The sequence below is a fragment of the Verrucosispora sp. NA02020 genome (assembly GCF_013364215.1).
Lineage (GTDB): Bacteria > Actinomycetota > Actinomycetes > Mycobacteriales > Micromonosporaceae > Micromonospora.
In genome coordinates this window covers 5,879,993-5,904,135 of sequence record NZ_CP054923.1, presented here as the reverse complement: position 1 = coordinate 5,904,135, position 24,143 = coordinate 5,879,993, and the positions used below count along the sequence as shown (strand labels likewise).

At 72.6% G+C, this 24,143-nt stretch carries 20 protein-coding genes, 1 tRNA gene and 1 pseudogene; 10 read left to right on the top strand and 12 right to left on the bottom strand.

All coding sequences use genetic code 11. The features are described 5' to 3' along the window. Positions 1-47: 47 nt before the first annotated feature. Genes HUT12_RS26280 through HUT12_RS26270 form a run of 3 tightly spaced genes read right to left on the bottom strand, consistent with a single transcriptional unit; the run spans position 48 to position 3,092 of the window. Positions 48-761 carry a response regulator transcription factor gene (locus HUT12_RS26280; RefSeq protein ID WP_131051743.1) on the bottom strand — a complete coding sequence of 238 codons (714 nt, stop codon included), beginning with the start codon at positions 759-761 and terminating at the stop codon, positions 48-50. Further along, on the bottom strand, positions 734-1,861 hold the full coding sequence (locus HUT12_RS26275) for a hypothetical protein (protein ID WP_254877080.1): 1,128 nt from the start codon (positions 1,859-1,861) through the stop codon (positions 734-736). Before HUT12_RS26275 ends, HUT12_RS26280 begins: the two co-directional genes overlap by 28 nt. 52 nt (positions 1,862-1,913) lie before the next feature. Further along, positions 1,914-3,092, bottom strand: coding sequence for a sensor histidine kinase (locus HUT12_RS26270; protein ID WP_176095062.1), 1,179 nt, complete (start codon positions 3,090-3,092; stop codon positions 1,914-1,916). A 319-nt stretch (positions 3,093-3,411) separates the two neighbouring features. On the opposite strand from HUT12_RS26270, the gene HUT12_RS33270 reads away from it, so the two are divergent. Together HUT12_RS33270 and HUT12_RS26260 are read left to right on the top strand one after the other, a co-directional pair. Next, the gene (locus tag HUT12_RS33270; RefSeq protein ID WP_176095061.1) at positions 3,412-4,932 is read left to right on the top strand and encodes a PQQ-dependent sugar dehydrogenase; all 1,521 of its coding nucleotides are present in this window, start codon (positions 3,412-3,414) and stop codon (positions 4,930-4,932) included. Between the two features lie 971 nt (positions 4,933-5,903). After that, positions 5,904-6,449, top strand: a complete 546-nt coding sequence (locus HUT12_RS26260) for a dihydrofolate reductase family protein (protein ID WP_217706110.1) — start codon at positions 5,904-5,906, stop codon at positions 6,447-6,449. Here HUT12_RS26260 and HUT12_RS26255 read toward each other — a convergent pair. From HUT12_RS26255 to HUT12_RS26230, 6 genes are all read right to left on the bottom strand, one after another. Further along, positions 6,381-7,169 carry an AraC family transcriptional regulator gene (locus HUT12_RS26255; protein ID WP_217706050.1) on the bottom strand — a complete coding sequence of 263 codons (789 nt, stop codon included), beginning with the start codon at positions 7,167-7,169 and terminating at the stop codon, positions 6,381-6,383. The genes HUT12_RS26260 and HUT12_RS26255 overlap by 69 nt on opposite strands. A gap of 46 nt (positions 7,170-7,215) precedes the next feature. Beyond that, positions 7,216-8,736 (bottom strand): alpha/beta hydrolase, encoded by a 1,521-nt coding sequence (locus tag HUT12_RS26250; protein WP_176095059.1) that lies wholly within the window; start codon positions 8,734-8,736, stop codon positions 7,216-7,218. Between the two features lie 292 nt (positions 8,737-9,028). Beyond that, positions 9,029-9,101, bottom strand: a tRNA-Arg gene (locus HUT12_RS26245). A gap of 169 nt (positions 9,102-9,270) precedes the next feature. Beyond that, positions 9,271-10,290 carry an alpha/beta hydrolase gene (locus HUT12_RS26240; protein WP_176095058.1) on the bottom strand — a complete coding sequence of 340 codons (1,020 nt, stop codon included), beginning with the start codon at positions 10,288-10,290 and terminating at the stop codon, positions 9,271-9,273. Between the two features lie 81 nt (positions 10,291-10,371). Next, positions 10,372-10,578, bottom strand: a complete 207-nt coding sequence (locus HUT12_RS26235; RefSeq protein ID WP_161594905.1) for a hypothetical protein — start codon at positions 10,576-10,578, stop codon at positions 10,372-10,374. 60 nt (positions 10,579-10,638) lie between these two features. Continuing rightward, the gene (locus HUT12_RS26230; RefSeq protein ID WP_131051752.1) at positions 10,639-11,064 is read right to left on the bottom strand and encodes an HPF/RaiA family ribosome-associated protein; all 426 of its coding nucleotides are present in this window, start codon (positions 11,062-11,064) and stop codon (positions 10,639-10,641) included. 334 nt (positions 11,065-11,398) lie between these two features. On the opposite strand from HUT12_RS26230, the gene HUT12_RS26225 reads away from it, so the two are divergent. The 3 genes from HUT12_RS26225 (at position 11,399) to HUT12_RS26215 (ending at position 14,850) form a co-directional block, all read left to right on the top strand. Next, a complete protein-coding gene (locus HUT12_RS26225) occupies positions 11,399-12,253 on the top strand; it encodes a single-stranded DNA-binding protein (RefSeq protein ID WP_176095057.1) in 855 nt (284 codons plus the stop codon). 72 nt (positions 12,254-12,325) lie between these two features. Continuing rightward, the gene (locus HUT12_RS26220; protein ID WP_176095056.1) at positions 12,326-13,312 is read left to right on the top strand and encodes a cobalamin biosynthesis protein; all 987 of its coding nucleotides are present in this window, start codon (positions 12,326-12,328) and stop codon (positions 13,310-13,312) included. Beyond that, positions 13,309-14,850, top strand: a complete 1,542-nt coding sequence (locus HUT12_RS26215; protein ID WP_176095055.1) for a cobyric acid synthase — start codon at positions 13,309-13,311, stop codon at positions 14,848-14,850. The genes HUT12_RS26220 and HUT12_RS26215 overlap by 4 nt, the downstream gene beginning before the upstream one ends. Positions 14,851-14,907: 57 nt before the next feature. Here the strand turns inward: HUT12_RS26215 and HUT12_RS26210 are convergent, their stop codons facing one another. Continuing rightward, positions 14,908-15,309 (bottom strand): rhodanese-like domain-containing protein, encoded by a 402-nt coding sequence (locus HUT12_RS26210; RefSeq protein ID WP_254877079.1) that lies wholly within the window; start codon positions 15,307-15,309, stop codon positions 14,908-14,910. On the opposite strand from HUT12_RS26210, the pseudogene HUT12_RS26205 reads away from it, so the two are divergent. The 4 genes and pseudogenes from HUT12_RS26205 to HUT12_RS26190 all read left to right on the top strand — a co-directional run. Next, a pseudogene (locus tag HUT12_RS26205) lies at positions 15,244-16,081 on the top strand (uridine kinase); the annotation flags it as partial. The gene HUT12_RS26210 and the pseudogene HUT12_RS26205 overlap by 66 nt on opposite strands. Continuing rightward, positions 16,074-17,429, top strand: coding sequence for a dipeptidase (locus HUT12_RS26200; protein WP_176095987.1), 1,356 nt, complete (start codon positions 16,074-16,076; stop codon positions 17,427-17,429). The pseudogene HUT12_RS26205 and the gene HUT12_RS26200, both read left to right, overlap by 8 nt. Before the next feature lie 63 nt (positions 17,430-17,492). Then, complete coding sequence (locus HUT12_RS26195; RefSeq protein WP_131055226.1) at positions 17,493-17,699, top strand: hypothetical protein; 207 nt, start codon at positions 17,493-17,495, stop codon at positions 17,697-17,699. A gap of 63 nt (positions 17,700-17,762) precedes the next feature. Beyond that, positions 17,763-19,322, top strand: a complete 1,560-nt coding sequence (locus tag HUT12_RS26190) for an ATP-dependent DNA ligase (protein ID WP_176095053.1) — start codon at positions 17,763-17,765, stop codon at positions 19,320-19,322. Between the two features lie 33 nt (positions 19,323-19,355). Here the strand turns inward: HUT12_RS26190 and HUT12_RS26185 are convergent, their stop codons facing one another. After that, entirely contained in the window at positions 19,356-20,207 is an 852-nt protein-coding gene (locus tag HUT12_RS26185; protein WP_131057625.1) for an SURF1 family protein, read from the bottom strand. A 236-nt stretch (positions 20,208-20,443) separates the two neighbouring features. Here HUT12_RS26185 and HUT12_RS26180 point away from each other — a divergent pair, with 236 nt between their 5' ends. Beyond that, positions 20,444-21,901, top strand: coding sequence for a cobyrinate a,c-diamide synthase (locus HUT12_RS26180; RefSeq protein WP_176095052.1), 1,458 nt, complete (start codon positions 20,444-20,446; stop codon positions 21,899-21,901). Positions 21,902-21,926: 25 nt separating this feature from the next. Here the strand turns inward: HUT12_RS26180 and HUT12_RS26175 are convergent, their stop codons facing one another. Next, positions 21,927-24,059, bottom strand: a complete 2,133-nt coding sequence (locus HUT12_RS26175) for a transglycosylase domain-containing protein (RefSeq protein WP_131057339.1) — start codon at positions 24,057-24,059, stop codon at positions 21,927-21,929. Between the last annotated feature and the right edge of the window lie 84 nt (positions 24,060-24,143).

Genomic DNA, 24,143 nt, shown 5'->3' with positions numbered 1-24,143 from the left:
CTGATCACGAGCCTCGCCCAATCCGACACTCCCTGTCATGACGCCCGTTAGGGGGTCGGCCAATCGGTCGACGCGTGCGACCGATAGATGCCTATTTCCTCTGGTCGGACTAGTCCGTCCTCGATCGCCCGGGCGAGCAGTGCCGCCTTGGTGGCCGCCGGCCGTCCGGCCCGGGTGTACTTGATCCGCGCCCGGTCGACGTACTGCTTGACGGTGTGTTCGCTGATCCGCATCCGGCGGGCCACCGACGCCTTGGACATCGACTGGAACCAGAGCAGCAGCGCCTCGCGCTCCTTGTCGGAGAGGACCGGCCGGTCCGGTCGGGGGTCACCGACCATCGCGCCCGCCAACGACGGGGCGACGTACGGACGGTCGCTCGCCGCGTCCAGCACCGTCGCCACGCAGTGCTCCCGCCCCTCGTGCTTGGCGAGGAAGGCCACCGCCCCGGCATCGAGCGCGGCGAGCATGGTGCGCGGATCGGAGTGTTCGGAGTAGACCACCACCCGCCGGCCCGAGGCGCAGAGCTCGGCGAGCTTGTCCAGCACCAGCCGGCCGTGCAGGCGCAGGTCCAGCAGCACCACGTCGGCCTCGGGCGCGGCGCGCAGCACCTCGTCGGGGTCGTCGCCGGTGGCGAGTACGGTCAGTCGCGGCTCGGTGGCCAGCCAGGCGCGTACCCCGTCGATGACCACCGGATGATCGTCCACAATGGCCACTCCGACGGGGCGGTGTGGCGTCAACGGCGCCACCGCGTCTGCGTCCATCTGATCTCCCCGTCCCGTTCGTGTACCTGTTCGACCTGCGCGTCACCGTCCTCCGGCGGCGGCCCGGTGGCCTCCGGGCCGCCCCGGTCCGGTGTGACCAGGCTGACCACCACCTCGTCGGGGCCGGCGACGACTGTCATCCGGGCCCACTCCCGTGCCTCGGCGAGGACGGCGATGAGCGGATCGGTCAGGCTCCGGCGGACCTGCACCGGCAACGGTGGCGGTGCACCAATTGTGACCAGGTCGATGGGCAGACCGTTGCGCTCCGCCAGGTCGGCTGCGGCACGAAGCTCGTGCAGGAGCGGATGCGGCACGTCGTCGGACTCGGCGATCAACCGACGCAACTGTCCGGCCGCGCGTACGCAGCGGCGCTGCACCTCCGGGTCGGCCGGATCGGCCCGGCCCTGCGCCAGCTCGGTCAACACCTCGCTGGCCGCCGCGCTGGCCAGCGCCAGCCGCTCCCGCCGCTCCCGTCGGGCGTGCTCGGCGGCCTCCCGTTCGGCCACCATCGCGTTCGTGGTCGCGACGGTGGCGGCCCGCTCGCGAGAGAGCAGCGACAGGGCCACCGCGCCGACGAAGACCGCCGCCGGCAGCGAGGAGGTGCCGTACAGCGCCATCGTGGAACGGGCCAGGTCCGCCGCGCCGGTCGCGCCGTACAACGCGACGGCGGACATCGCGATCGCCGCGTGCGCCACCAGCAGGGCGAGCAGCCAGCGCACCCGCTGCCCCCAGAGCACCACCAGGAAGAACCAGGCGAGCGTGCCCCAGACCCAGTTGGCGGGACTGAACAGGTGCACCCGGCCGACCGCCGCGAAGACCACCACGTCGACCGCCAGCAGCAGCCCGGCCATCGGCGCCGCCGGCAGCGGGTGGTCGTGCAGCAGGCGTACGCCGGCGGTCACCCCGGCCGCCGTCACCAGCAGCCAGCCGCCGAGCACCACCTGCGGCACCGCCAGCTCGGACCAGGCGGACAGCACCGCCGGCAGCCCGATCGCCAGGTGCCAGACCAGCGCGATGGTCACCGCGACGACCCGGGCACCCCGGTCGGAGATCCGCGCCACCGCAGCCGCCGCCCGGCCGGCGTCGGCACCGTCGACCATCCCGGGGGTACGCGCCGCAGGCCGCACCACCGCCCCGGGTGCCGTCCCCGCCTCAGCCGACATCCGACCACTCCAACCGGATCCGGGTGCCGTGACCGGGGGCGGAGTCCACCTCGGCCCGCCCGCCGATCGTGGCCATCCGGCCGTGGATCGACTCGCGCAGGCCGTACCGGTGCGCCGGGACGGTGCTGGGGTCGAAACCGGGACCGTCGTCGACCACCTCGACCGCGACGGTGCCGGTGATGCGCCGCAGCCGCACGGTGGTGGCGGCGCCGGGCGCGTGCCGGAGCACGTTGGTCAGCGCCGCGTGGGTGCTCTCCGCGAGCGCCTCGGCGACCGGCGCCGGTGCCGGGCACGGCGGCAGGTCGGCGTTGACCGGCAGTCCGGGCAGCCGGGCGAACACCGCCCGCAGCCGTTCGTCCACCCGGGCCGTGCCGCCCGCCGGCACCGACCGGGCGTCCGCCAGGGCGGCGAGGGTACGCAGATCGGTGGCGCACCGGTCGCGCAGGGCCGGCGACGGGCCGGGTACGGCACCCTGTCCGACCATGGTCAGCGTCGCCAGGACGGTGTCGTGCAGGTCGCGGTTCTGCTGCCGTTCCGACTCCCGCGAGGTGCGTGCGAGCAGCGCCTCCCGGGTGGCCTTCTGGCTCGTCACGAACTCGGCGTCGGCGCGGAGCATCCGGCGACGCATCACCGCGGTCATCATGGCGGTGCAGGCGATCTGTGCCAGCAGCGTCACCGAGTGGGCGCCGGCCTCGACGGGGTCCGCGGCCGCGTACGCGCCGACGGCGTAGCTCGCGGTGACCAGTAGACCGGCGGTGATCGACCAGCGCGCCGGAGCGGTCGCCTGGGCGTTGATGACCGTGGTGCTGGCCAGCACCGCGATCCAGCTCGCCTCGCCGGGCAGCACCTCCGGGGCGACCAGGACCGGCATCGCCAGGCACGCGACGGTGGTCAGGGCCACGTCCCCGGTGACCATGGCCGCACCGATGCCGTGCCGGAAGGCACGCAGCGAATACCAGACGGCCCAGGCGGTCAACACCGTCACGGCCGGGATCAACAACTCGACCCGGACCGGAGGGGTACGGACGGAGAGCGCCACCACCGCGACGAAAAGGCCGCAGGACAGTCGCAGCAATGCCGGTAACCGGGTGAAGATCAGCGTGAACGCACCGGTGGCGGGGCGCTGCACCGAAGTGGGTGGCGCGGTCGAAGCGGTGTGGACCGACATCGGGGGAGGGCGTCCTTTGCGACAATCGACCCGATCCGGGTCCGCGCTGCGGAGATCGACGCCGGAGAATAGCACGTGTCGGCGTTCTCGGTGACCGAGCGTGTCGAGGCTGTTGCTGCTGTGCGGGCGGCCGTCGCCGTCGTCTGGCGACCCGGTCTGGATCACCTGTGTTTCCTACCGTAGTCGATGCGAGTCCGAGACAGAAATATGAATTCTCCCCACCTTTTCCTGCTCCGTGGCTGTTGCTTCGGGGCGTGATCCCGCGCGTCAGGAATTCGCGCATGTTACATTGATAAACATCTCTATTTCGGGAGGTGGCATGAAAATCCGACTCAGGGTCGGGGCCGTACTCACCGCCGGGCTGGTCGCCGGTGCCGTCGGTGTCGGTGGTCTCGCCGGCGCGGTACCCGCCGTCGAACGCCCGTCCGCCGGCACCGCCGCAGCCCCCGGGCTGCTCGCCGTCGGCGACTTCGACTTCACCCGCCCGGAAACGGTCGCCACCGGGCTCCAGGTGCCATGGGGCATGGACTTCCTGCCCGACGGCAGCGCCCTGGTCGCCCAACGTCCCACCGGCCAGGTGGTCCGGGTCCGTCCCGGCCAGCAGCCCGTACCCGTCGTCACGATCTCCGGAGTGGCCGCGACCAGCGAGGGTGGCCTGCTCGGTCTCGCCGTCTCGCCGACCTACGCGCAGGACGGCTGGATCTACGTCTACTTCACCACCGCGACCGACAACCGCATCTCCCGGTTCCGGCTCACCGCCGTGCAGGACCAGCAACCGATCCTCACCGGACTGACCCGTGCGTCGATCCACAACGGAGGCCGGATCGCCTTCGGACCGGACGGCATGCTCTATGTCGGAGTGGGTGACGCCGGACAGACCGCGACTGCCCAGAACCCACAGAGCCGCAACGGCAAGATCCTGCGCATCCGACCCGACGGCACCGTCCCGCCGGACAACCCGACGGCCGGCTCACCCGTCTACAGCCTCGGCCACCGCCACGTGCAGGGTCTAGCCTGGGACGCCCAAGGCCGACTATATGCCAGCGAGTTCGGTCAGAACACCTGGGACGAGCTCAACCTGATCGTCGCGGGCGGCAACTACGGCTGGCCCACTGTCGAGGGCCGCGCCAACGACCCCCGGTTCCGCGACCCCCTGCTCGTCTGGGCGCCGGCCGAGGCGTCCCCGAGCGGCGTAACCATCGCCGGGAACCGCCTCTTCGTGGCCGGCCTACGCGGCACCCGGCTCTGGAACGTGCCGCTGAACGGCTCCGGTGGCGTCGGCACCCCCACCGCCGAACTGCTGGGCACCTACGGACGCCTGCGCACCGTCGAGTACGGCCCCGACGGCTGGCTCTGGGTCACCACCAGCAACCGTGACGGCCGGGGCACCCCGGCGTCCACCGACGACCGGGTGCTGCGCTTCCCGCCCCGCGACGGCACCACCCCGCCGCCCAGCACGCCCCCGCCGACCACGCCCCCTCCCACGACTCCCCCTCCCACGACGCCCCCGCCGACGACCGGCCCGGCTGCCTGCGCGGTGAGCTGGACGGCCAACCAGTGGAGCAACGGCTTCACCGCCGACGTGCGCGTCACCAACAGTGGGTCCGCCCTGACCAGTTGGACGCTGACCTGGACGTTCGCCGGCAACCAGCAGGTCACCAACGCCTGGAACGCCCAGGTCACCCAGTCCGGCCGGACCGTCACCGCGCGCAACGTGTCCTGGAACGGCAGCCTGCCGACCAACGGCACGGCCACCTTCGGCCTCCAGGCCACCTACTCCGGCACCAACGACCGTCCCGGCGACTTCCGCCTCAACGGCACGTCCTGCCAGCTGAGCTGATTGCCGTCGGCAGCACGTTGCGCCGGCTCAGCTGATTCCCGCCCGCGTCCCCGGGCGACCGGCGCCACGGCGCCGACCCGGGCAGCCCACCCGTCGACGGTGGGCTGCCCGGGACCATCCCCGTCGCCAGATGCCCGTCCGTGCCTGTGCCGGTGCCGCTCGTTGTGCATAGTGTCGGCACACCCCTTGCGGCTCATCATGATCCGCGCAACTTCACGGATACTGCTGCCTCAGGCGTGCTCGGAGACAGCAATATCGCTGAAGTTGTGCGGATCTTGCCCCGTCCAGCGCAAGCATCCCGCCCCCACGCCGAACCCCGGATCGATCAAGGAGTTTGGTCACGGAGGGGCAGGTCTGAGCGTGCAAACTCCTTGGTCATCTCCGGTGGCGCACACCGTCGAGGCGTGCGTCGCCCTCCATGGGGTCGGTCTGTGGGGGAATGATGCCCTGGCTGGGGAGGGTCGGTGGGGAGAGCGTCGGGTCGTCCGCCTGCGGCGCCGCCTCGTCCAGCCCCTGCCCGCGCCTGGCGCGTGCCCTGCGCCTGTACCCGTTCGGTGCTAGCGGAACAGGGGCTGTCGCCCCGTAGGGAGGTGGGTAGATCTGTTGTCGTCCGGACGACAACAGATCTACCCACCTCCCCGGGACTCACCAGCACACCACCACCCCTCCGGGCGCGTCCGACAGATTCGGCATCTTGATCAAGAGGTTTGGTCGCGGAGGGGGCAGGTCTGAGGGTGCAAACTTCTTGGTCATCTCCGGTGGGCCCGGGTCGTTGGGTGGGCGTCGATGAGCCGGGGAGTGAGTCGGGGGAGTGAGTCGGAGGGGTGTCGGTTTCGTACAAGACCGGTGGGGGCGGGGGCGATAGCGTCACCCGTGTGGCGCGGGGTGTGGGACCTTCGGGCCGAGGTGCAGGTGTGACGAGGACCGAAGCGGAGACAGTGGTGACGCGCGAACTGGTGTGGACCGGATTCATGTCGATCGACGGGATCGTCGACTCGCCCGGCGGTACGGTCGAAGGGCACCCCGCTGGGGGATGGGTGTTCCGGACCGAGTTCGACCCCGAGGCGTACTCGCTGAAGGAAGAGGAACTCGCCGAGACCAGCGCGCTGATGTTCGGACGCCGCAGCTACGAGGCGTTCGCACCGATCTGGCCGCAGTCCGAGGACCACGTGGCCTACCGGGATCTGCCGAAGTACGTGGTGTCCTCGACGCTCGGGGCGGACGCGCTGGTCGGTGACTGGGGTGATCAGCACGTTCTGCGGTCGACGGACGACGTGGCCGCGCTCGAGGAGACCGAGGGTGGGGCGATCTTCGTACACGGCAGCGCGGAACTCGCGCGGAGCCTGGCCGAGGCCGGGCTGGTCGACCGGTACCACCTGCTGGTCTTTCCGGTGTTGCTCGGTGACGGCAAGAGCGTGTTCCCCCGGCGTGAGCAGCGGGAGCAGCGGCTAGCGCTGCGCGACTCCGCTGCCTACGGCAACGGCGTGCTCAAGGCCGTCTACGACGTCGTCCGCTAGCGCCGTGAGCGCGGCGTCGTCGGCTGGCGCCGGGAGCGCGATCGCGCCGCCGGCGCCGCTGCGGAGTTGACCGGCGGTACGCCCCACGTACCGTCGCAACGCCCGCGCGAGATGCGGCTCGTCGTAGTAGCCGAGCCGGTGCACGACGGTGCTGACCTGGACGCCCGCCGACAGCAACTCCGCGGCGGCCCGGACGCGTCCGATCTGCGCGACGGTGCCCCGGGTGAGGCCGGTGGCGGCCCGGAAGCGGCGCTCCACCGTGCGGCTCGCGGTGGCCACCGGACTGCCGTCCAGTGTCGCCTGCACCAGCGGGTCGCGCACCAGCACGCCGGCGCGGACGAGCCTCGCCACCAGGGCCTCGGCGTCGTCGTCGACACGCGGCGTGTGCCAGCGCCCGCCGTCGAGCCAGAACCGCCCGGAGGTGGTGTCGGGCAGTTCGATTCCCGAGTTCAGCAGCGTCGACGTGGGTGCCGCCCGCAGGACGGTGCCGACCGCGAACTGGACGCCGACGAACCGGGCTTCCTGCGGTACGGGTGCCGAGACGGTGCGGTCCTCCGGGCCGACGACAGCGGCGAACGGCGTACCCCTGGACTCCCAGAACACGAGCCCCCAGGTCTCGCTGGCGACGGACGTCATCTGCGAGACCTGGGTGCTGTGACCGGTCCACACCGAGGAGATCCACGGTGAGTCCGAGGAACGCGACGTGTTCACCAGCCCCACGCCGGCAACACTACGACGTGGCTGTCAGTTCAGGTCAAGACGCCGGTCACTGCGCCACGGCCGGGCACCGGGTGCCCTGCGGGGGCGTCTTGACGTGGATCAGGTACCGCGTGGTGGCGTCGCCGACGCAGTCGCTGCCGAACGAGTAGACCCCGTGCCCCGCACCCTCGTAGGTCAGCAGGGTCGCACCCGACTGGCGCGCCACGTTCCGGGCCCACTCGTGCGGCGTGACCGGGTCGTACCGGCTGTTGAGCACCAGCACCGGCGGCACGCCCTTCCACCGCAGCGGCGCCTGCGGGTTGCGGACCTCGGTCGGCCAGCCCAGGCAGGCCATCGTCGAGCCCCACGCCTGGAGGTTGAGCTTCATCTCCGGTGCCACCCGGGCCAGTCGTTCCTGGTACGCCCGTAGCTGGTCGACGTCGCGCACCGGCAACCTCCAGTCCTGGCAGAAGATGGCGAGGCTCGGATCCTCGACCGGCTCCTGCCCCGGCTCTTGCTCCGGCTCCTGCTCTGTGATCGCCGTCCGCGCCGTGGTGGGGCGGGCGGCGTCCGTCGTGGGGCCGGGCTCGCCCGCCGACAGGCCCGCCAGCCGCTCCGACAACTGCGTCCAGTACGGGCCGAGGAACGTCCACTGGATGTCCTCCAGCAGATCGGTCGGGCTCATCGTCCGCGAGCTGCCCGGGTCGACCAGCTCACCGCGTTCGGCCTCGGCGTACAGGTCCCGGAAGACCGTGCGGGCGTCCTGGCCGTGCAGCGCACACTCGGTCGAGGTGCGGCACCACTCGACGTACCTGTCGAAGCTGTCCTGCGTCGCCTTCGTCTCGCTGCGCAGGAAGTCCCACGTGGTAGCCGCGCTGTGGTCCATCGTGCTGTCGAGCACCATCGCCCGCACCCGCTGCGGGAACAGCGTGGCGTACTGCTGTCCCATCATCGTGGCGTACGAGTTGCCGTAGAAGGTCAGCTTCTTCTCGCCGAGCGCGGCCCGGATGGCGTCCATGTCACGGGCGACGGTCCGGCTGTCGAGGAAGTCGACGTGCGGGCCGCTGTGCTCCCGGCAGCTCTCGCCGTACGCGCGGGTCCAGGCGCGCAGGCCGTCGAACTCCTCGGCGGTGGTGGGGAACAGTTTCGGCTCCGGGCCCTCCGGCACCTGACACCGGATCGGGTCGCTGCCGCCCACACCCCGAGGATCGAAGCCGACCACGTCGAAGCGGCGGCGGACCTCGTCACTGAAGCTGCCGCCGATGCCGCCGAGGATGGCGTCCTGCACCCCCGATGCACCCGGTCCGCCGGGGTTGGTGAGGATCGTGCCGATCCGGGCGGTCGGGTCCGTGGCGGTCCGGCGGGCCAGCGCGACGTCGATCGTCGGGCCGTCCGGATCGGACCAGTCGACGGGTACGGTCACGCTGCCGCACTCCGCCTCCGGCTCGTCGGCACACGGCTCCCACGCGATGCCCGTACCGGCGGCGGGTGCCTCGGTCCGTGGGTTCGCCTGGGCGGGTGTGATGCCGAGCGCCACCACGGTCGCCAGCGCGGCGGCCGCCGTCCCGGTCAGCGTCTGTCGTCTCACGTCACAGCCTCCGTCTCTCGCGGCCCGCCCGTGCCCACCGGAGTCCGACGGTGTCCGGGCCGCTATACACACAGGCTATACACACAGTGTCTAATCCGCGATTCGAGATCACGCCGGATCCGGGATCGAGTGGTTTCGGAGCGCGACGATAGCCACTTGATCCCGGATCGAGCGCGATCTCGTGGTGGATGCGAGAGCAAAGAGCGCGCGAGGCGGTTCCGATGTCCGCCATCGCCGCGATCCGGGTGTCGACTCGACTCGGCGACTAGCCGCTGAGCAGTGCGAACAGAGGTGCGCCCGGCAGGATTCGAACCTGCGGCCTTGGGATTAGAAGTCCCCTGCTCTATCCGCTGAGCTACGGGCGCGCTGTGGTATCGCGCGAGAAGGGTACCGCCGCACCGGCCCGGCGCGACGGAACGGGTGCCCGGTCAGCGTCGCACGCGCCATGGACCCCGCGCACCTGCGAATCCACGGCGTCGGCAGACCCGGGCGGACCCGGGGTCAGGCGAGACGGCGGCCCAGGCGGCCGATGGATCAGGGGGTGGCGTGCGAGGTGGACTCGCTGTCGGCCGGGCGGCGTGGGGCTGGTGGGGGAGGGGGCGTCGGTCCGGCGTCGAGGAAGGCGTCCGCCCAGCGGCCGACCTCGGTGAGGACCTTGTCGCGTACGGCGGGGCCGGACAACGTCAGGTCGTGCAGGCCGCCGTCGAAGCGGGCGAGCGTGACGTGCTGGCCGAGGCGGGGAGCCCAGCGGACCATGTGTTCGACGTCGAGGACGGCGTCGGCGAGGGTCGCCGAATCGTGCCACTTGACGCCCCGAAACGAGCGGGTCGAGCAGGCCAGCAGCACCGGCACCGGGATGTCGAGTCCGGCGCGCAGGCGTCGTTGGCCGGTGCGGACGGCGTTGAGCCAGCCGGCCCGGACGGGGAATCCGGCGAGCGGCTTCCAGGCCAGGTCGTAGCTCCATTCGCCGCGATGGTCGGCGTGCAGGCTCTCGCCGTACACGGTGCCGAGGCCGAAGGGGAGGACGCGGTGGGGTGCCCGACGGCCCAGGCGCGCGACGGCGGCCGCGAGGGGGCGACGCACGACCCAGGGGGCGTTGAGGTCGAAGAAGGGGCTGTTCAGGAAGATGCCGTCGACCAGCCCGGTGTCGCGGCGGGCGTCCGCCCAGAGCGAGACGATCAGCCCGCCGGTGGAGTGGCCCATGGCCAGCAGCGTGTCGTGTTCGTCCTCGGTGCGGATGATCTGGGCGGCGGCGTCCAGTTCGGGGAAGTAGTCGGCGAGGTCGCGGCAGAAGTTGGCGGTCTGGTGGGGGAGCAGGCTGCGGCCGTACTTGCGCAGGTCGAGCGCGTAGAAGTCCCAGCCCCGGGCGGCGAAGAAGTCGGCCACGTGGGTCTGGAAGAAGTAGTCGACGAAGCCGTGCACGTAGAGCACCGCGCGCCCGGTGGGTCGCTCGGCCCGGCGGCGGACCAGGGTCGCGACCACCGGTCCCTCGTCGTCGCGGCCAAGGTCGATGGTGTGCCGCTCGTAGGGCGGTCCCAGCACGTCGGGTTCCACCGGACCGACGGTACGCCAGGAAGCTACCGCACGGTAGTAGCCCCCGCCCAGCGTGGGCGGGGGCTACGACCGTGCGGCGGGTCAGTCGCCGTGGGCGTCGCGGTCGGTCGGTTCGTGCGAGGTCGAGGCCCGCCCACGATCCGGCCCGTACGGCGAGACCTGGTCCACCGGGACCGTCCGGTGCTCCTGCTTGGTCGCGGAGCCACCCCCCGGGATCGGTCCGTCGCTGTCCTGGACCAGCCGGGTCTCGCCGCTGCGGCGCATCTCCGGTTGCTGCACGTTGGGCATGCCGTTCACCTCTCCCTGTTCAGCGCCGCCGACCGGACGGGTGTCCGGACGGCGACACGGTCACCTCTCGTCGGTCTTCGTCCCGGCGGCGGCCAGTTCCTCGGCCAGTTCGTCGACCGGGGTCGGCTCGCCGGGCGGGGGCGTGACCCGCAGGTGCTTGTTGTTGCGCGGCTCCTGACGGGTCTTGGAGTCGTTGAGCTTGCGGCGCAGGTCGTCACGGGCGTCGTTGAGCGCCGCGCGCAGGTCCTCCTCGGAGGAGGTCGTGACGATCTTCTGTCGGCCGGCGATCCAGCACTCCAGCGTGACCCGCTGGCCCTTGGCCTCCCGGTCCTTGACCGAGAGTTCGAGTTCGGTGGAGTCGGCGTGGAAACCGGCCAGACGGGCGTCGAGCGTGGCGAACTGGACCACGATCCAGTCCCGGTCGGCCTGCGAGAATCCGGCGCCCATTCGCAGGCACTTGTCGACGGTGGCCGGGTTCTCGCTCATCGCCGCACCTGACCAGGGACGCGGGCGGAACAAGCGATGGTCATCATCATGATCGCTGACCTTTCGTTCGACGTCGCAGGTGCGGTTGGCGATTTCCTACCCAGGCGGACCGGTCCGGAACCTGACGGTTTCCTGTGCGATCCGATCGTCCGCCGCCGGGCCCGCGCCGGGCAGGGGCGGTCGGCCTAGCACATCGGGACCTTGATCAGGCGTTCGTCCACAGGCCGCCAGGTTGTCCACAGGTACGACCGGAGGGGCTGCTCGGGTGGGCCGCGTGGCGCGAGGCTGGGCGGCGAGTCGGTACCAGCCGACCCGGATCTCCGCTGGAGGAACGATGTTCGATACCTACGTGACGGTCGTCGGGAACGTGCTCACCGCCCCCGAATGGCGTCGCACCACGCAGAGCAACACGCTGGTGGCCAACTTCAAGGTCGCCTCCACCGCCCGCCGTCTCGACCGGGACAGCGGGCGCTGGGTGGACGGCAACAGCCTGCGCGTACGCGTCAACTGCTGGCGGAAGCTCGCCGAGGGAGTGGCCTCGTCGGTGATGGTCGGGGACCCGGTGGTGGTCTGCGGTCGCCTCTACACCCGCGACTGGACCGACGACGCCGGCAACCACCGCACTCTCTACGAGTTGGAGGCGGTGGCGGTGGGTCACGACCTGTCCCGGGGACGCGGGCGCTTCCTGCGCAACAAGCCGAACCTGGCGACCAGCACCGTGTCCGACGCCGAGACCGAGCAGCGGGTGCACGGCGAACTGACCGAGGCCGTGTCGGACGACGACGCGCCCGCCCTGCCCGAGGACGGGCCGCTGGACGACGACTTCGAGCTGTCCGAGTACGTCCCGGCGGGCACCGGATACCCACAGCACCTGGGCGGGACCGACCCCTTCGACGACCTGCCCGGCACGGGCGACGTCACCGGGACGGACGGCCACTCCGGCACGGACGGTCGCACCCGCACGGGCGGCCTCGCGGGCGATCCCCCGAGCACGGGCGACTTCTCGGCCACGGGCGAGATCCCGGGCACGGGTGACGGCACGCCGGGTGGGTCCGAGTCGGGCGAGCGGGGCGGCGACGCCGAGGAGTCGACGACGGCCTCGGCGGACGCTCCGGCGGAGTCCGGCAGCGGGGCGGCGGCGACCGGGCGTGGCCGGCGGGGGCGGGGTCGACTGCCGCAGCCCGTCTGAACTGGGCGGGGCGGTCGAGCAGCGGTTCCGGTGGCCGGGCTCGGCTAGGCTGGCCGGCCGGAGGTGGTGCGGGTGCGGCATACGGGCGCAGTGGCGAACGCGGCGGGACTCGTCGCCGGGTACGCGCTCGACGCGTACTTCGGTGACCCACGTCGCGGCCATCCCGTCGCCGGCTTCGGCCGGGCCGCCGCCGCCCTGGAACGTCGGCTCTACCGGCCCGACCGGCTGGCCGGTGGCACCCACACCGCGCTCTGTGTCGGCGGGCCGGTGCTGGCCGGGGCCGCCCTCGCGTACGCGACCCGGCGGCAGCCGCTGGCCCGTGCGGCGCTGGTGGCCGCCGGCACGTTCGCGGTGCTGGGCGGGCAGAGCCTGCGGCACGAGGCGAGGACCATGGGTCGGGCGCTGCGCGGCGGGGACCTGCCGGCCGCCCGGGCACGGCTCGGGCACCTGTGCGGTCGGGACCCGTCGACCCTCGACGAGTCGGAGTTGGCCCGGGCCACGGTCGAGTCGGTGGCCGAGAACACCTCGGACGCCGTGGTCGCCCCGCTCTTCTGGGGTGCGGTGGCCGGGCTGCCGGGCCTGCTCGGCTACCGGGCGGTGAACACCCTCGACGCCATGGTCGGTCACCGCAACGCGCGCTACGCCCGGTTCGGCACCCCGGCCGCCCGCCTCGACGACCTGCTGAACCTGGCGCCGGCCCGGCTGACCGGCCTGCTGACCGTCGCGCTGGCACCGGCCGGCAAGGGCGACCGGGAGCGGGCCTGGCGGGTGTGGCGTCGGGACCGCGACGACCACCCCAGCCCCAACGCCGGGCAGTGCGAGGCGGCGATGGCCGGTGCGTTGGGCGTCCGGCTCGGTGGGCGCAACGTCTACTTCGGCCGGTCCGAGGTGCGGCCCTTCCTCGGCGACGGTCCCCGTCCCGAGGCACGGCACCTGCCTCGGGCCGCCCGGATCTCCGGTGCGGTCGGACTGGCCGCGCTCGGCCTCGCGGCGGCGTACCCGCTGACCGCCGGCCGGCTGGTCGGCGCGGTGGCCCGACGCCTCACAGGCACACGGTGAGCGGTGGCCTGCTGGTCGCCGGGACCACCTCCGACGCCGGCAAGAGCGTGCTCACCGCCGGCATCTGCCGCTGGCTGCACCGCGAGGGCGTCCGGGTGGCACCCTTCAAGGCACAGAACATGTCGAACAACTCCGCCGTGGTCGTCGGGCCGGACGGCCGGGGCGGCGAGATCGGGCGGGCACAGGCGATGCAGGCGGCGGCCTGCGGGCTCGCCCCGGACCTGCGGTTCAATCCGGTGCTGCTCAAGCCGGGCAGCGACCTGAGCAGTCAGGTGGTGCTGCTCGGCGAGGCGGTCGACACGATGACCGCCGGTTCGTTCCGGACCCTGCGTCCCCGGTTGTCCGAGACCGCGTACGCGGCGCTGGCCGAGTTGCGGTCGGCGTACGACGTGGTGGTCTGCGAGGGGGCGGGCAGCCCGGCGGAGATCAACCTGCGCGACGGCGACTACGTCAACATGGGGCTGGCCCGGCACGCCGGGTTCCCGACGATCGTGGTCGGTGACATCGATCGGGGCGGCGTGTTCGCCGCCATGTTCGGCACGCTGGCCCTGCTCGAACCCGCCGACCAGGCCATGATCGCGGGGTTCGTGGTCAACAAGTTCCGGGGCGACCTCGGCCTGCTGGCCCCCGGGCTGGAATCGCTGCGGCAGCTCACCGGCCGCCCGACGTACGGCGTCCTGCCCTGGGCGCTGGACCTGTGGCTGGACGCCGAGGACTCGCTCGCCTACGGCCGGGTGCTGGGTCGCCCGGCCGCCCCGCGCGGCACCGAATGGCTCGACGTGGCCGTGGTGCGGCTGCCCCGGATCAGCAACGCCACCGACGTGGAGGCGCTCGCCACCGAGCCGGGCGTGCGGGTCCGGCTGACCGTCGAACCGGCCGAACTGGCCGCCGCCGACCTGGTCGTTCTGCCCGGCTCCAAGTCGACCGTCGCCGACCTGGCCTGGCTGCGTGAGACCGGCCTCGCCGACGCGATCACCGCGCACGTCGCGGCCGGACGACCACTACTCGGCATCTGTGGCGGCTTCCAGATGCTGGCCCGCGCCATCCACGACCCGGTGGAGAGCCGCCGGGGAAGCGTCGACGGCCTCGGACTGCTGCCCGTCGAGATCACCTTCGACCCGCGCAAGACCGTCCGCCAGGCGGCCGGCACCGCCGCCGCCGGGGAGCTTCCGGTCCGGGGCTACGAGATCCACCACGGGTACGTCTCGACCGCCGACCCGGAGTCGACGCCGCTGCTGCGGGACGCCGACGGTGCCGGTGAGGGCATGATGCGGGGAGTCGTGCACGGTACGCACTGGCACGGCACCTTCGAGTCCGACGAGTTCCGCCGCTGGTTCCTCGACCGGGCCGCCCGCCTGGCCGGTCGGACCGGCTTCCGGGTCGCCCCGGACACGTCCTTCGCCGCCGCCCGCGAACGCACCCTCGACCTGCTCGGCGACCTCGTCGAGGAACACCTCGACACCGCCGCCCTGCGTCGGCTCGTCGAGTCCGGGCCTCCCGCCGACCTGCCCTTCATCCCGCCCGGCGTCCCCACCTAGTCACCGGCCGGGCGTCAGCGCCTCGCGATGCCGGCGGTCAGGAACGAACGTCGGCGGTCAGTAGCGGACGTCGGCGGGGTGGTCGGAGAAGGCCATCCCGGCCGAGCGCCACGCCTCCACACCGCCGATCATGTCGGTCGCCTTGTGTAGGCCGAGCGCGCGCAGGCTCGCCGCCGCCAGGCTGGAGCTGTAGCCCTGGCGACACACCACGACGATCTCCATGTCGTAGTTGGTGGCCTCGGGGATCCGCCAGTCGCTCGCCGGGTCGAGCCGCCATTCCAGGACGGTCCGGTCGATCACGATGACACCGGGCAGGTCGCCCTGCTCCCGCCGCTGCCCGTCGGTACGGGTGTCGATCACCAGGGCACCCCGGGCGGCGGCCTGCACCGTCTCCTGTGGGGACAGCCGGTTCATGCCCGAGCGGGCCTGCTCCAGCAACGCCTCGACGCCGGGACTCATCACGGAATGGGACACGCCACGATCATGCCGTGTGGCTTCTCGGCAGGCGGTCCGAAGCCGTGCGGGACAACCCGATCGGTAACGTCGGTGTCCGTGGTGGCGGTCTTCGAGTCGTACGCCGGACTGGCGGGGCGGGTGCTGACGGCACCGGCCCGGTTGGGGCGTACCCGGTTGGTGGCCGTGGACGGGCCGAGTGGGGCGGGCAAGACGCTGTTCGCCGCGCGCCTGGCCGACGCCCTCGGCGGCATCGGGCCGCAGGCGGTACGTCCGCCGGTGGTGCACACCGACGACCTGCTCGACGGGTGGGACGACCAGCTCACCTTCTGGACGCGGCTGGAGCGGGACGTGTTGCGGCCGGTGCGGTCCGGCCGGGTCGGGTCGTACCGGTGCTACGACTGGGTGCGCCGGTGTTTCCGACCCGAGCCGGTGTCGGTGCCGGTGGAACCGGTGCTGATCGTCGAGGGGGTCAGCACGTCCCGGGCCGCCGCCGGGCCGGACCTGACGCTGGCCGTCTTCGTCACCGCGCCGCACCCGTTGCGGCTGGCGCGGGCGGTGGCGCGCGACGGCCCGGGGATCCTGCCGGAGCTGCGTCGGTGGCACGACACCGAGCAGGCGCACTTCGCCGCCGACGACACGCAGAGGCGGGCCGACCTGGTGGTCGACGGTGACCCCGGGTTGCCGCACGATGACCGTCACTACTATCTGGCTCGGCGGGGAACCGCAGGTGGGGGCGGCATACCATGCCGGTCATGAGCACACCGATCATGACCGAGTCCGAGTTGCGGGAGGCCCTGACCCGGGAACTGCCCGGCGTCCGGGCCGACCTGGAACGCCTCGTCCGTATCCCGGGCATCGCCTTCGAGGGATTCGACCACTCGCACGTGGAGCGCTCCGCCGAGGCGGTGGCCGAGCTGCTGCGCGGCTGCGGTCTCGACGTCGAGATCGTGCGGGCCGGCGGCCAGCCCGCGGTGATCGGCCGCAGGGCCGCCCCGCCCGGCGCGCCCACCGTCATGCTCTACGCCCACCACGACGTGCAGCCGGTCGGGGACCGGGCGCTGTGGGAGTCCGACCCGTTCGAGCCGGTCGAGCGGGACGGCCGGCTCTACGCCCGGGGTGCCGCCGACGACAAGGCCGGCGTCATGGCGCACGTCGCCGCGTTGCGGGCCTTCGGTGACCGCCTGCCCGTGGGCGTGGTGCTGTTCGTCGAGGGGGAGGAGGAGTACGGCTCCGACTCGTTGGAGCAGCTGCTCGCCGACCATCGTGACGCGATCGCCTCGGACGTCATCGTGATCGCCGACTCGACTAACTGGGACGTCGGCGTGCCGGCGTTGACCACCTCGCTGCGCGGCGTCGTCAACTGCTTCGTCGAGGTCCGCACCCTGGACCACGCGGTGCACAGCGGGATGTTCGGCGGAGCCGTGCCGGACGCGCTCACCGCGCTGGTCCGCTTGCTGGCCACGCTGCACGACGACGCCGGGAACGTGGTGGTGGAGGGGCTGGTCGGTCGGAACGAGGCAAGCGTCGACTACCCCGAGGACCGGTTCCGGGCCGAGGCGGGCCTCGTCGAGGGCGTACGCCTGATCGGCTCCGGCCGGATCACCGACCGGCTCTGGACCCGCCCCGCGCTGGCCGTGCTCGGCATCGACGCCCCGGCCACCGCCGAGGCGCCGAACGCGCTGGTGCCGGCCGCCAAGGCCAAGCTGAGCCTCCGGCTGGCGCCGGGCGACGAGCCGAAGCAGGCGTACCTCGCGTTGCGCGACCACCTGGAGCGGCACGCGCCGTGGGGCGCGCAGGTCGACGTCACCTTCGAGCACGACGGCGCACCGTGCGTCATCGACGCCTCCGGCCCGGTCTTCGACGCGGCGCGCGCGGCCTTCCGCGCGGCCTGGGACGGCACCGACCCGGTGGACATCGGCGTCGGCGGGTCGATCCCGTTCATCGCCACCTTCCAGGAGATGTTCCCGCAGGCGGCGATCCTGGTGACCGGTGTGGAGGATCCGCACGCGCGGGCACACGGGCCGAACGAGAGTCTGCACCTGGGCGAGTTCGCCCGGGTCTGCCTCGCCGAGGCGTTGTTGCTGGCCAAGGTGGCCGAGGCGGGCGTGGCCCCAACTCGGTGAATGGCGCGCGAATGGTGGCGGTTTCCGGCGTGTCGGACGCGTCACTGTTGTAGCCTCTCGAACATGCGTACGAACGAGGTGATGGCCCCGCTGGAGGCCGCCGTCAGCGCTCTGGGAGACGTCGACGTCTCCGCGTGGCCCGAGGCCACGCTCAAGGAACAGCTCGCCGAGCTGTCCGCCGCCCTGGTCGCCGTGGACGCGTCGTTGTCCCGTATCGCCGAGGAGGTCCGCGCGCGCGGCCTGCGGGTCGAGGAGCCGGTCCCGGCCTGACCCGCCGGAGCAGCTCCCGCGCAGGTGACACCCGTTGTCGGGGGTGGCTGGCAGGATGAGGTCGTGCGTTTCCTCGACCTGGCTGCCACCTCCGCAGCCGTCGGTGCCGTCAGTGGCCGACGGGCCAAGGTCGAGCTGCTCGCCGACGCCCTGCGCCGGCTCGACCCGGACGAGGTGGCGGCGGGAGCCGGTTGGCTCGCGGGCGAGCTGCGCCAGCGACAGACCGGCGTCGGCTGGGCCGCGCTGCGCGACCTGCCGCCACCGGCTGCCGAGGCGACGCTGACCGTGGCGGGGGTCGACGCGGCGATCGACGAGATCGCGGCGGTGCACGGCGCGGGCTCGCAGGCCCGCCGCCGGGACCTGGTGGCCGCGCTCTACACCGCCGCCACCGCCGAGGAGCAGCGCGTCCTGACCGGCCTCTTCCTCGGCGAACTGCGTCAGGGCGCCCAGGCCGGGCTGCTGGCCGACGCGATCGCCCGGGCCGCCGAGGTGCCGGTCGGCGCGGTACGCCGGGCCCTGCTGCTCGCCGGTGACCTGCGGGCGGTCGCGGTGGCCGCACTCGACGGCGGTGCCCCGGCGTTGGCCGAGTTCGGGTTGCGGGTCGGGCGACCGCTGGCGCCGATGCTGGCGCAGAGCGCCGCCACGGTCGACGAGGCGCTCGCCGCCACCGGCACACCCGCCGTGGTCGACGTGAAGCTGGACGGCATCCGCGTCCAGGTGCACCGCAGCGGCGAGGACATCGCCGTCTTCACCCGCAGCCTCGACGAGATCACCGGCCGGGTGCCCGAGGTGGTCGCCGCCGTCCGCGCCCTGCCCGCCCGCGAGTTGGTGCTCGACGGGGAGGCGATCGGGCTGGACGCCACCGGCCGCCCGTTGCCGTTCCAGCAGACGTCGAGCGCCGCCGCCCGCCGGGCCACCGGGGCATCCGTCGCCCCGGCGGTCCGTGCCGCCGCCGCACGGACCGGTGAGACCGTGCTCGTGCCGTACTTCTTCGATCTGCTGCACCTCGACGGCGCGGATCTGATCGACCTGCCCGGTCGCGAGCGGTGGGCCGCGCTCGCCGCGACCGTCGACGCGTCGGTGCTGGTCGGGCGGATCGAGGTGGACGGGCCGGAGCAGGCCGGCGCGGCATTCGCCGCCGCGCTCGACGCCGGCCAGGAGGGCGTCGTGGTGAAGTCGCCCGACGCGCCCTACGACGCGGGTCGGCGCGGTGCGGCCTGGGTGAAGGTGAAGCCCCGGCACACCCTCGACCTGGTGGTGCTCGCCGTCGAGTGGGGCAGTGGTCGGCGCAGCGGCTGGCTGTCGAACCTGCACCTCGGGGCGCGGGATCCGGCCACCGGCGGATTCGTGATGCTCGGCAAGACCTTCAAGGGCCTCACCGACGAGCTGCTGCGGTGGCAGACCGAACGGTTCCTGGAGCTGGCCGTGGAGCGCGGGGACTGGGTGGTGCGGGTCCGGCCCGAACAGGTCGTGGAGATCGCCTTCGACGGGGTGCAGACCAGCTCACGCTATCCGGGCGGGGTGGCTCTCCGGTTCGCCCGGGTGGTCCGCTACCGCGACGACAAGACCGCCGCCGAGGCCGACACCATCGACGCCGTACGCGCCATCCACGCCGGCCGCTGACCAGCGCAGACAGAGCTGGCCGGGGCGGGCTGCTCAGGCAGAGCTGGTCGGAGCCGTGCTGCTCGTCGCGGGGCTGCTCGGGGCCGGTTCGGCGGCCCGGTCGCGCGGGCGGTCGTCGTCGGGCACACCGGCCAACCGGCGGGCCTCCCGGCGGGCGATCCAGCCGTAGCCGAAGAGCGTCATCGCCGCGAAGATCCACCACTGCACGACATACCCGAGGTTCTGCCAGTTGTTGGCGTGCCCCACCGGCACCGCACGGAAGACCGGGTCGGCGGCCGGGGTCTGCTCGTCGAGCAGCACGTACGCCCCGTGCACCGGGTACGGCAACTGCGCGGCGAGCTGCGGTACGGCGACCCGGCGGGTCTCCAGCCGGCCCTCCCGTCGGGCCACGTTGCCGGAGCCGCTCTCGCTGGCGTGCACCCGGCCCTCGACGGTCACCTCACCGGCCGGCGCCGCCGGCACCTCGGGCTGGGCCATCGCGCCGCCGGGCGCCGGTGGGATCCAGCCCCGGTTCACCAGGACGGCGGTGCCGTCGGCCAGCACCAGCGGGGTGAGCACCTCGAAGCCGACCTTGCTCTCCACCGTCCGGCCCCGGACGAGGACCACGTTGTCGGTGTCGTACCGGCCGGTCGCGATCACCCGGATGAAGGTCCGGTCCTCGGCCGGTGCCGGGCCGACGCTGCCAGCGCCGCCGGTGGGCGCGGGCACCGCCTCGCGCAGCGGCATCGGGTCCATCCGCAACCCGGCGTCGATGCGTTCGTTGACCGCCGTCCGACCGTGGTAGCGGTCCAGTTGCCAGTTGCCGAGCATCACCATGATCGTGGCGAGGACCAGGGTCAGCGCGAGGATGCCCAGCCAGCGCGGCGTCAGCAGGAACCGGTACACGCCACGAGGCTACCCGTATGACCGTCGCCACTGCGCCGCCCCGCCCGTCGAGGTGACGGCCGGAAACCGGCCGGTCGACGACGGAGCGTGTCGGTGCCGGGGCGGTCCGCTCCGGTCGGGCGGATCGAAGTGGGTCGGGACGGCGGGCGGCGCCTACGGGCGACCGGCGTGGGTTATCGTCACGCGCACGGGGCGCGCCGACGGTCGGCACGCTCTCCGCTCGCGAGGAGTCGATGATGACCGTCGTGCCGCGTCTGGTGCTCAGTGCCCCCTCGTCGGGGCACGGCAAGAACGCGTTGGCGATCGGCATCCTCGCCGCGCTCGCCGATCGCGGTCTCGACGTGGCCGGATTCAAGATCGGCCCGGATCCGGTCGACGCCGCCTACCTCGGGCTCGCCGCCGGGCGACCCGGGCGCATCCTGGACCCTCGGCTGATGGGCACCGACCGGCTCGCGCCGCTGCTGCTGCACGGTGCCGCCGACACCGGGCTCGCCGTGGTGCAGGGCAGCATGGGCCTCTACGACAGCCTCAGCGGACGCTGCGAGACCGAGTCGACCGCAGCGGTCGCCACCGCCCTGCGCAGCCCGGTGGTGATGGTGGTCGACGTCGCCGCGATGGGCCAGTCGGTGGCCGCCCTGGTGCACGGCTTCCGGGCGTACGACGAGCAGCTCTGGATCGGGGGCGTGATCCTCAACCGGGTCGCCTCCGCCCGGCACGAGACGCTGCTGCGCGAGGCGCTCGACGACATCGGCATACCGGTCTACGGCGCGCTGCGCCGCCAGGACCTGCCGGCCGTGCTGCCGAGCCGCCGGCACGGGGTGATGCCGGTGCTGGAGAACGGCGGCGAGGCCGCGCGGGCGGTCCGCCGGCTCGGTGAGGCGGTCGCCGCCACCGTCGACCTGGAACGGCTGCTCGGGCTGGCCCGGTCGGCCCCCGCACTCGCGGTGTCGCCGTGGTCGCCGCACCCGGAGGGGGCCGCCGCACCGCCGGTGCCGGCCGGTGCCGGACGGCCGGTGGTAGCGGTGGCCGGTGGGCCGGGCGGCAGCTTCAGCCACGCCGAGACCGTCGAGCTGCTGCGGGCCGCCGGTGCCGACGTGGTCACGCTCGATCCCTTCGTCGACGAGGTGCTGCCGGTCGGCACCCGGGCGTTGGTGGTCGGCGGCGCGCTGCCCGAGTCGTACGCCGAGCAGCTTTCCGCCAACCGGCGGCTCTGCATCGCGGTGGCCGAGTTGGCGCGTACCGGCCGACCGGTCGTCGCCGAGGGGGCCGGGCTGCTCTGGCTGGCTCGGGAACTCGACGGGTTGCCGATGTGCGGGGTGCTCGACGCGATCGGCAGCATCCGGGACGGTCTGGTGGTCGGGTACCGCGAGGCGACCGCCCAGAGCGACAGTGTGGTGGCGACCCGGGGCGAGGTGGTGACCGGGCACAAGGAGCACCGCGCGGTGCTCACCCCCCGGGGCGGGCCCCGTCCGGCGTGGGGCTGGGCGGGTGGCGCGCCGGAGGGCTTCGTCTGGCGCGGCGTGCACGCCTCCCAGCTCGTCCCGCACTGGGCCGCGTACCCACGGATCGCCGGGCGTCTGGTGGCCGCCGCGGTGACCGAGCCGGCCGCGATCCCGGCCGGTCCCGACCTGGGTGTCCCGATCACGCCCGCCGGTGTGGTGGCGGCCGAACCGGCCGCCGGAGCACCGGCCTGAGCGGCGCTCCGGCGCGTGTCGGGAGTCAGCCGACGATGCGGTCCGACGGGGGTGTGAAGTCCCGCGTCGGGGTGCCCTTGAGGGCGTCGCGGAGCGTGTTCGAGACCGCCGCGATGGGGATCTGCGACTGGCCGTCGCCGACCGCGTTGAACGGGTTGTCCGGGTCGGAGATGAAGCTGGCCGCCGCCAGTTCCGGGGTGTAGCCGACGAACCAGGCCGACCGGGTGCTGTCCGTGGTGCCGGTCTTGCCGGCCACCGGGCGGCCCACCGTGCCGCGCACGCTGTCCGCGGTCGACCAGCCACCGCAGCTTCCCCTGGCCGGGGTGTCCCCGGTGGGGCAGCGGGCGGCGTCGGTCGCGGCCCGCGCCGCGTCGGCGTTGACCACCTGGCGGCAGCGCGGCTTGGCGATCTCGCGTTGGATACCGCCCGGGGTGGTGAACATCGCGGGCGTGCCGTCCCGGTTGTAGATGGCGTTCACCGGGATCGCCTCGCAGTAGCGTCCGTCGGCGGCGATCGCCGCGTACGCGTTGGCCATCTCCAGCGGGGTGGCGTCGGAGACGCCGAGCGTGAACGCGCCCCACTTGTTCGCCTTCGCCGGTGAGGCGTGGTCGCGGTCCACGTCGGTACGCCAGCGCAGCCCCAACTGCTCGGCGAGCCGGACGGCCTTCTCCGCCCCGACCTGCTCCTCCAGCCAGACGAAGTAGGTGTTCACCGACTTGCCGAAGCCGGACCACATGGTCTGCGTACCGCTCATCGCGCCGCTGGCGTTCGACGGCTGCCAGCCGTCGTAGACCTCGGAGCGGTAGCTGTGCGGGGCGTTGAAGCTGGTGTTCAGCGTCATGCCGGCGTCCAGCGCGGCCAGCATCGGGAACATCTTGAACGTCGATCCGGCCTGGTAGCCCGGCAGGTCACCGCCGCCCATCAGTGGGGCAACCGTGTTCGGGTAGTTGGCCCGTACGTTCGGGCCCGCCTCCGGGTTCGAGCTGAGCGGGTTCTCGTTCACCTCCAACGAGTAGGTGCGGTTCACCGCCATCGCCTTGACCCGCCCGGTGCCGGGCTCGGAGACCACGATGCCGTTGGCGAACGGGCTGCCGGTGTTGCCCTCGGTGCCGACGTTCTTCTCCGCCGCCTCCTGGACCTTCGGGTCCATGCTGAGCACGATGCGGTAGCCGCCCCGACGCAGCTTGTCCAGGCGTTCCAGGCGGTTCTTGCCGAACGCGGGCTGGGCGCTCCACCAGTTCTTCAGGTAGTCGCAGAGGAAGCCCCAGCTGTTCCACTTCTCCGGGACCGCCGCGCAGTCGTTGGGCGGGTAGGTCAGCCGCAGCCGGATCGGTTCGCCCTTGGCCGCCTCGGCGGAGTCCGGCGACAGGTAACCCAGCCGCGTCATGTTGTCGAGCACGTAGTTGCGCCGGGTGGTCGCGTCCTTCTGGTCGGAGCTGGCCGGGTCGTACTGCGACGGGGACTTCACCAGGCCGGCGAGGGTGGCCGCCTCGACCGGGGTGAGTTCCTTCGGCGTCTTGGAGAAGAAGATCTCGCTGGCCGCGTAGATGCCGTACGCGCGGTGCCCGAAGTACGCGGAGTTGAGGTAGCGCTCCAGGATGTCCTCCTTGCCCAGCTCCTTCTCCAGGTCGACCGCCATCCGCATCTCCTTGACCTTGCGGATCGGCGTCTGCGCGGTGGCCTCCTGCACCTCCTTGGGCGTGGTGGCGCTGTCCCGCAGCGCCATCCGCACGTACTGCATGGTCAGCGTGGAGGCGCCCTGGGAGACGCCGCTGGAGCGGGCGTTGGCCACGAAGGCGCGGGCGACGCCCTTCGGGTCGACGCCGTGGTGCTGGTAGAAGCGGTTGTCCTCGGCGGCGACGATCGCCTGCTGCATGTGCGGGGAGATGTCGGCCAGCTTGGTGTACTGCCGGTACTCCTCGAAGAACATGGTCAGCACGGTCTTGCCGTCGGGCGCGTACAGGTAGGAGGTCTCGGCGGGCAGGGCGGTGGCCAGCAGGCGGGTCTTGCTCTCCACGGCGTGCGCGGTGGCCTTGGCGCCGAGGCCGGTCACGGCGACCACGGGGTACGCGACGGCGGCGACGACGACACCGGCGATCAGCCCGGCGCGGAGGAGAGGAACGAGTCGACCTGCGGCGGCAAGGGGTCGATTACTCACACCGATAAGTTATGACATTTCCGATTCGCACATGAGAAATACTCATGAAGTGATCAGTGGTGATGCGGAGCACTCCACGGGCTG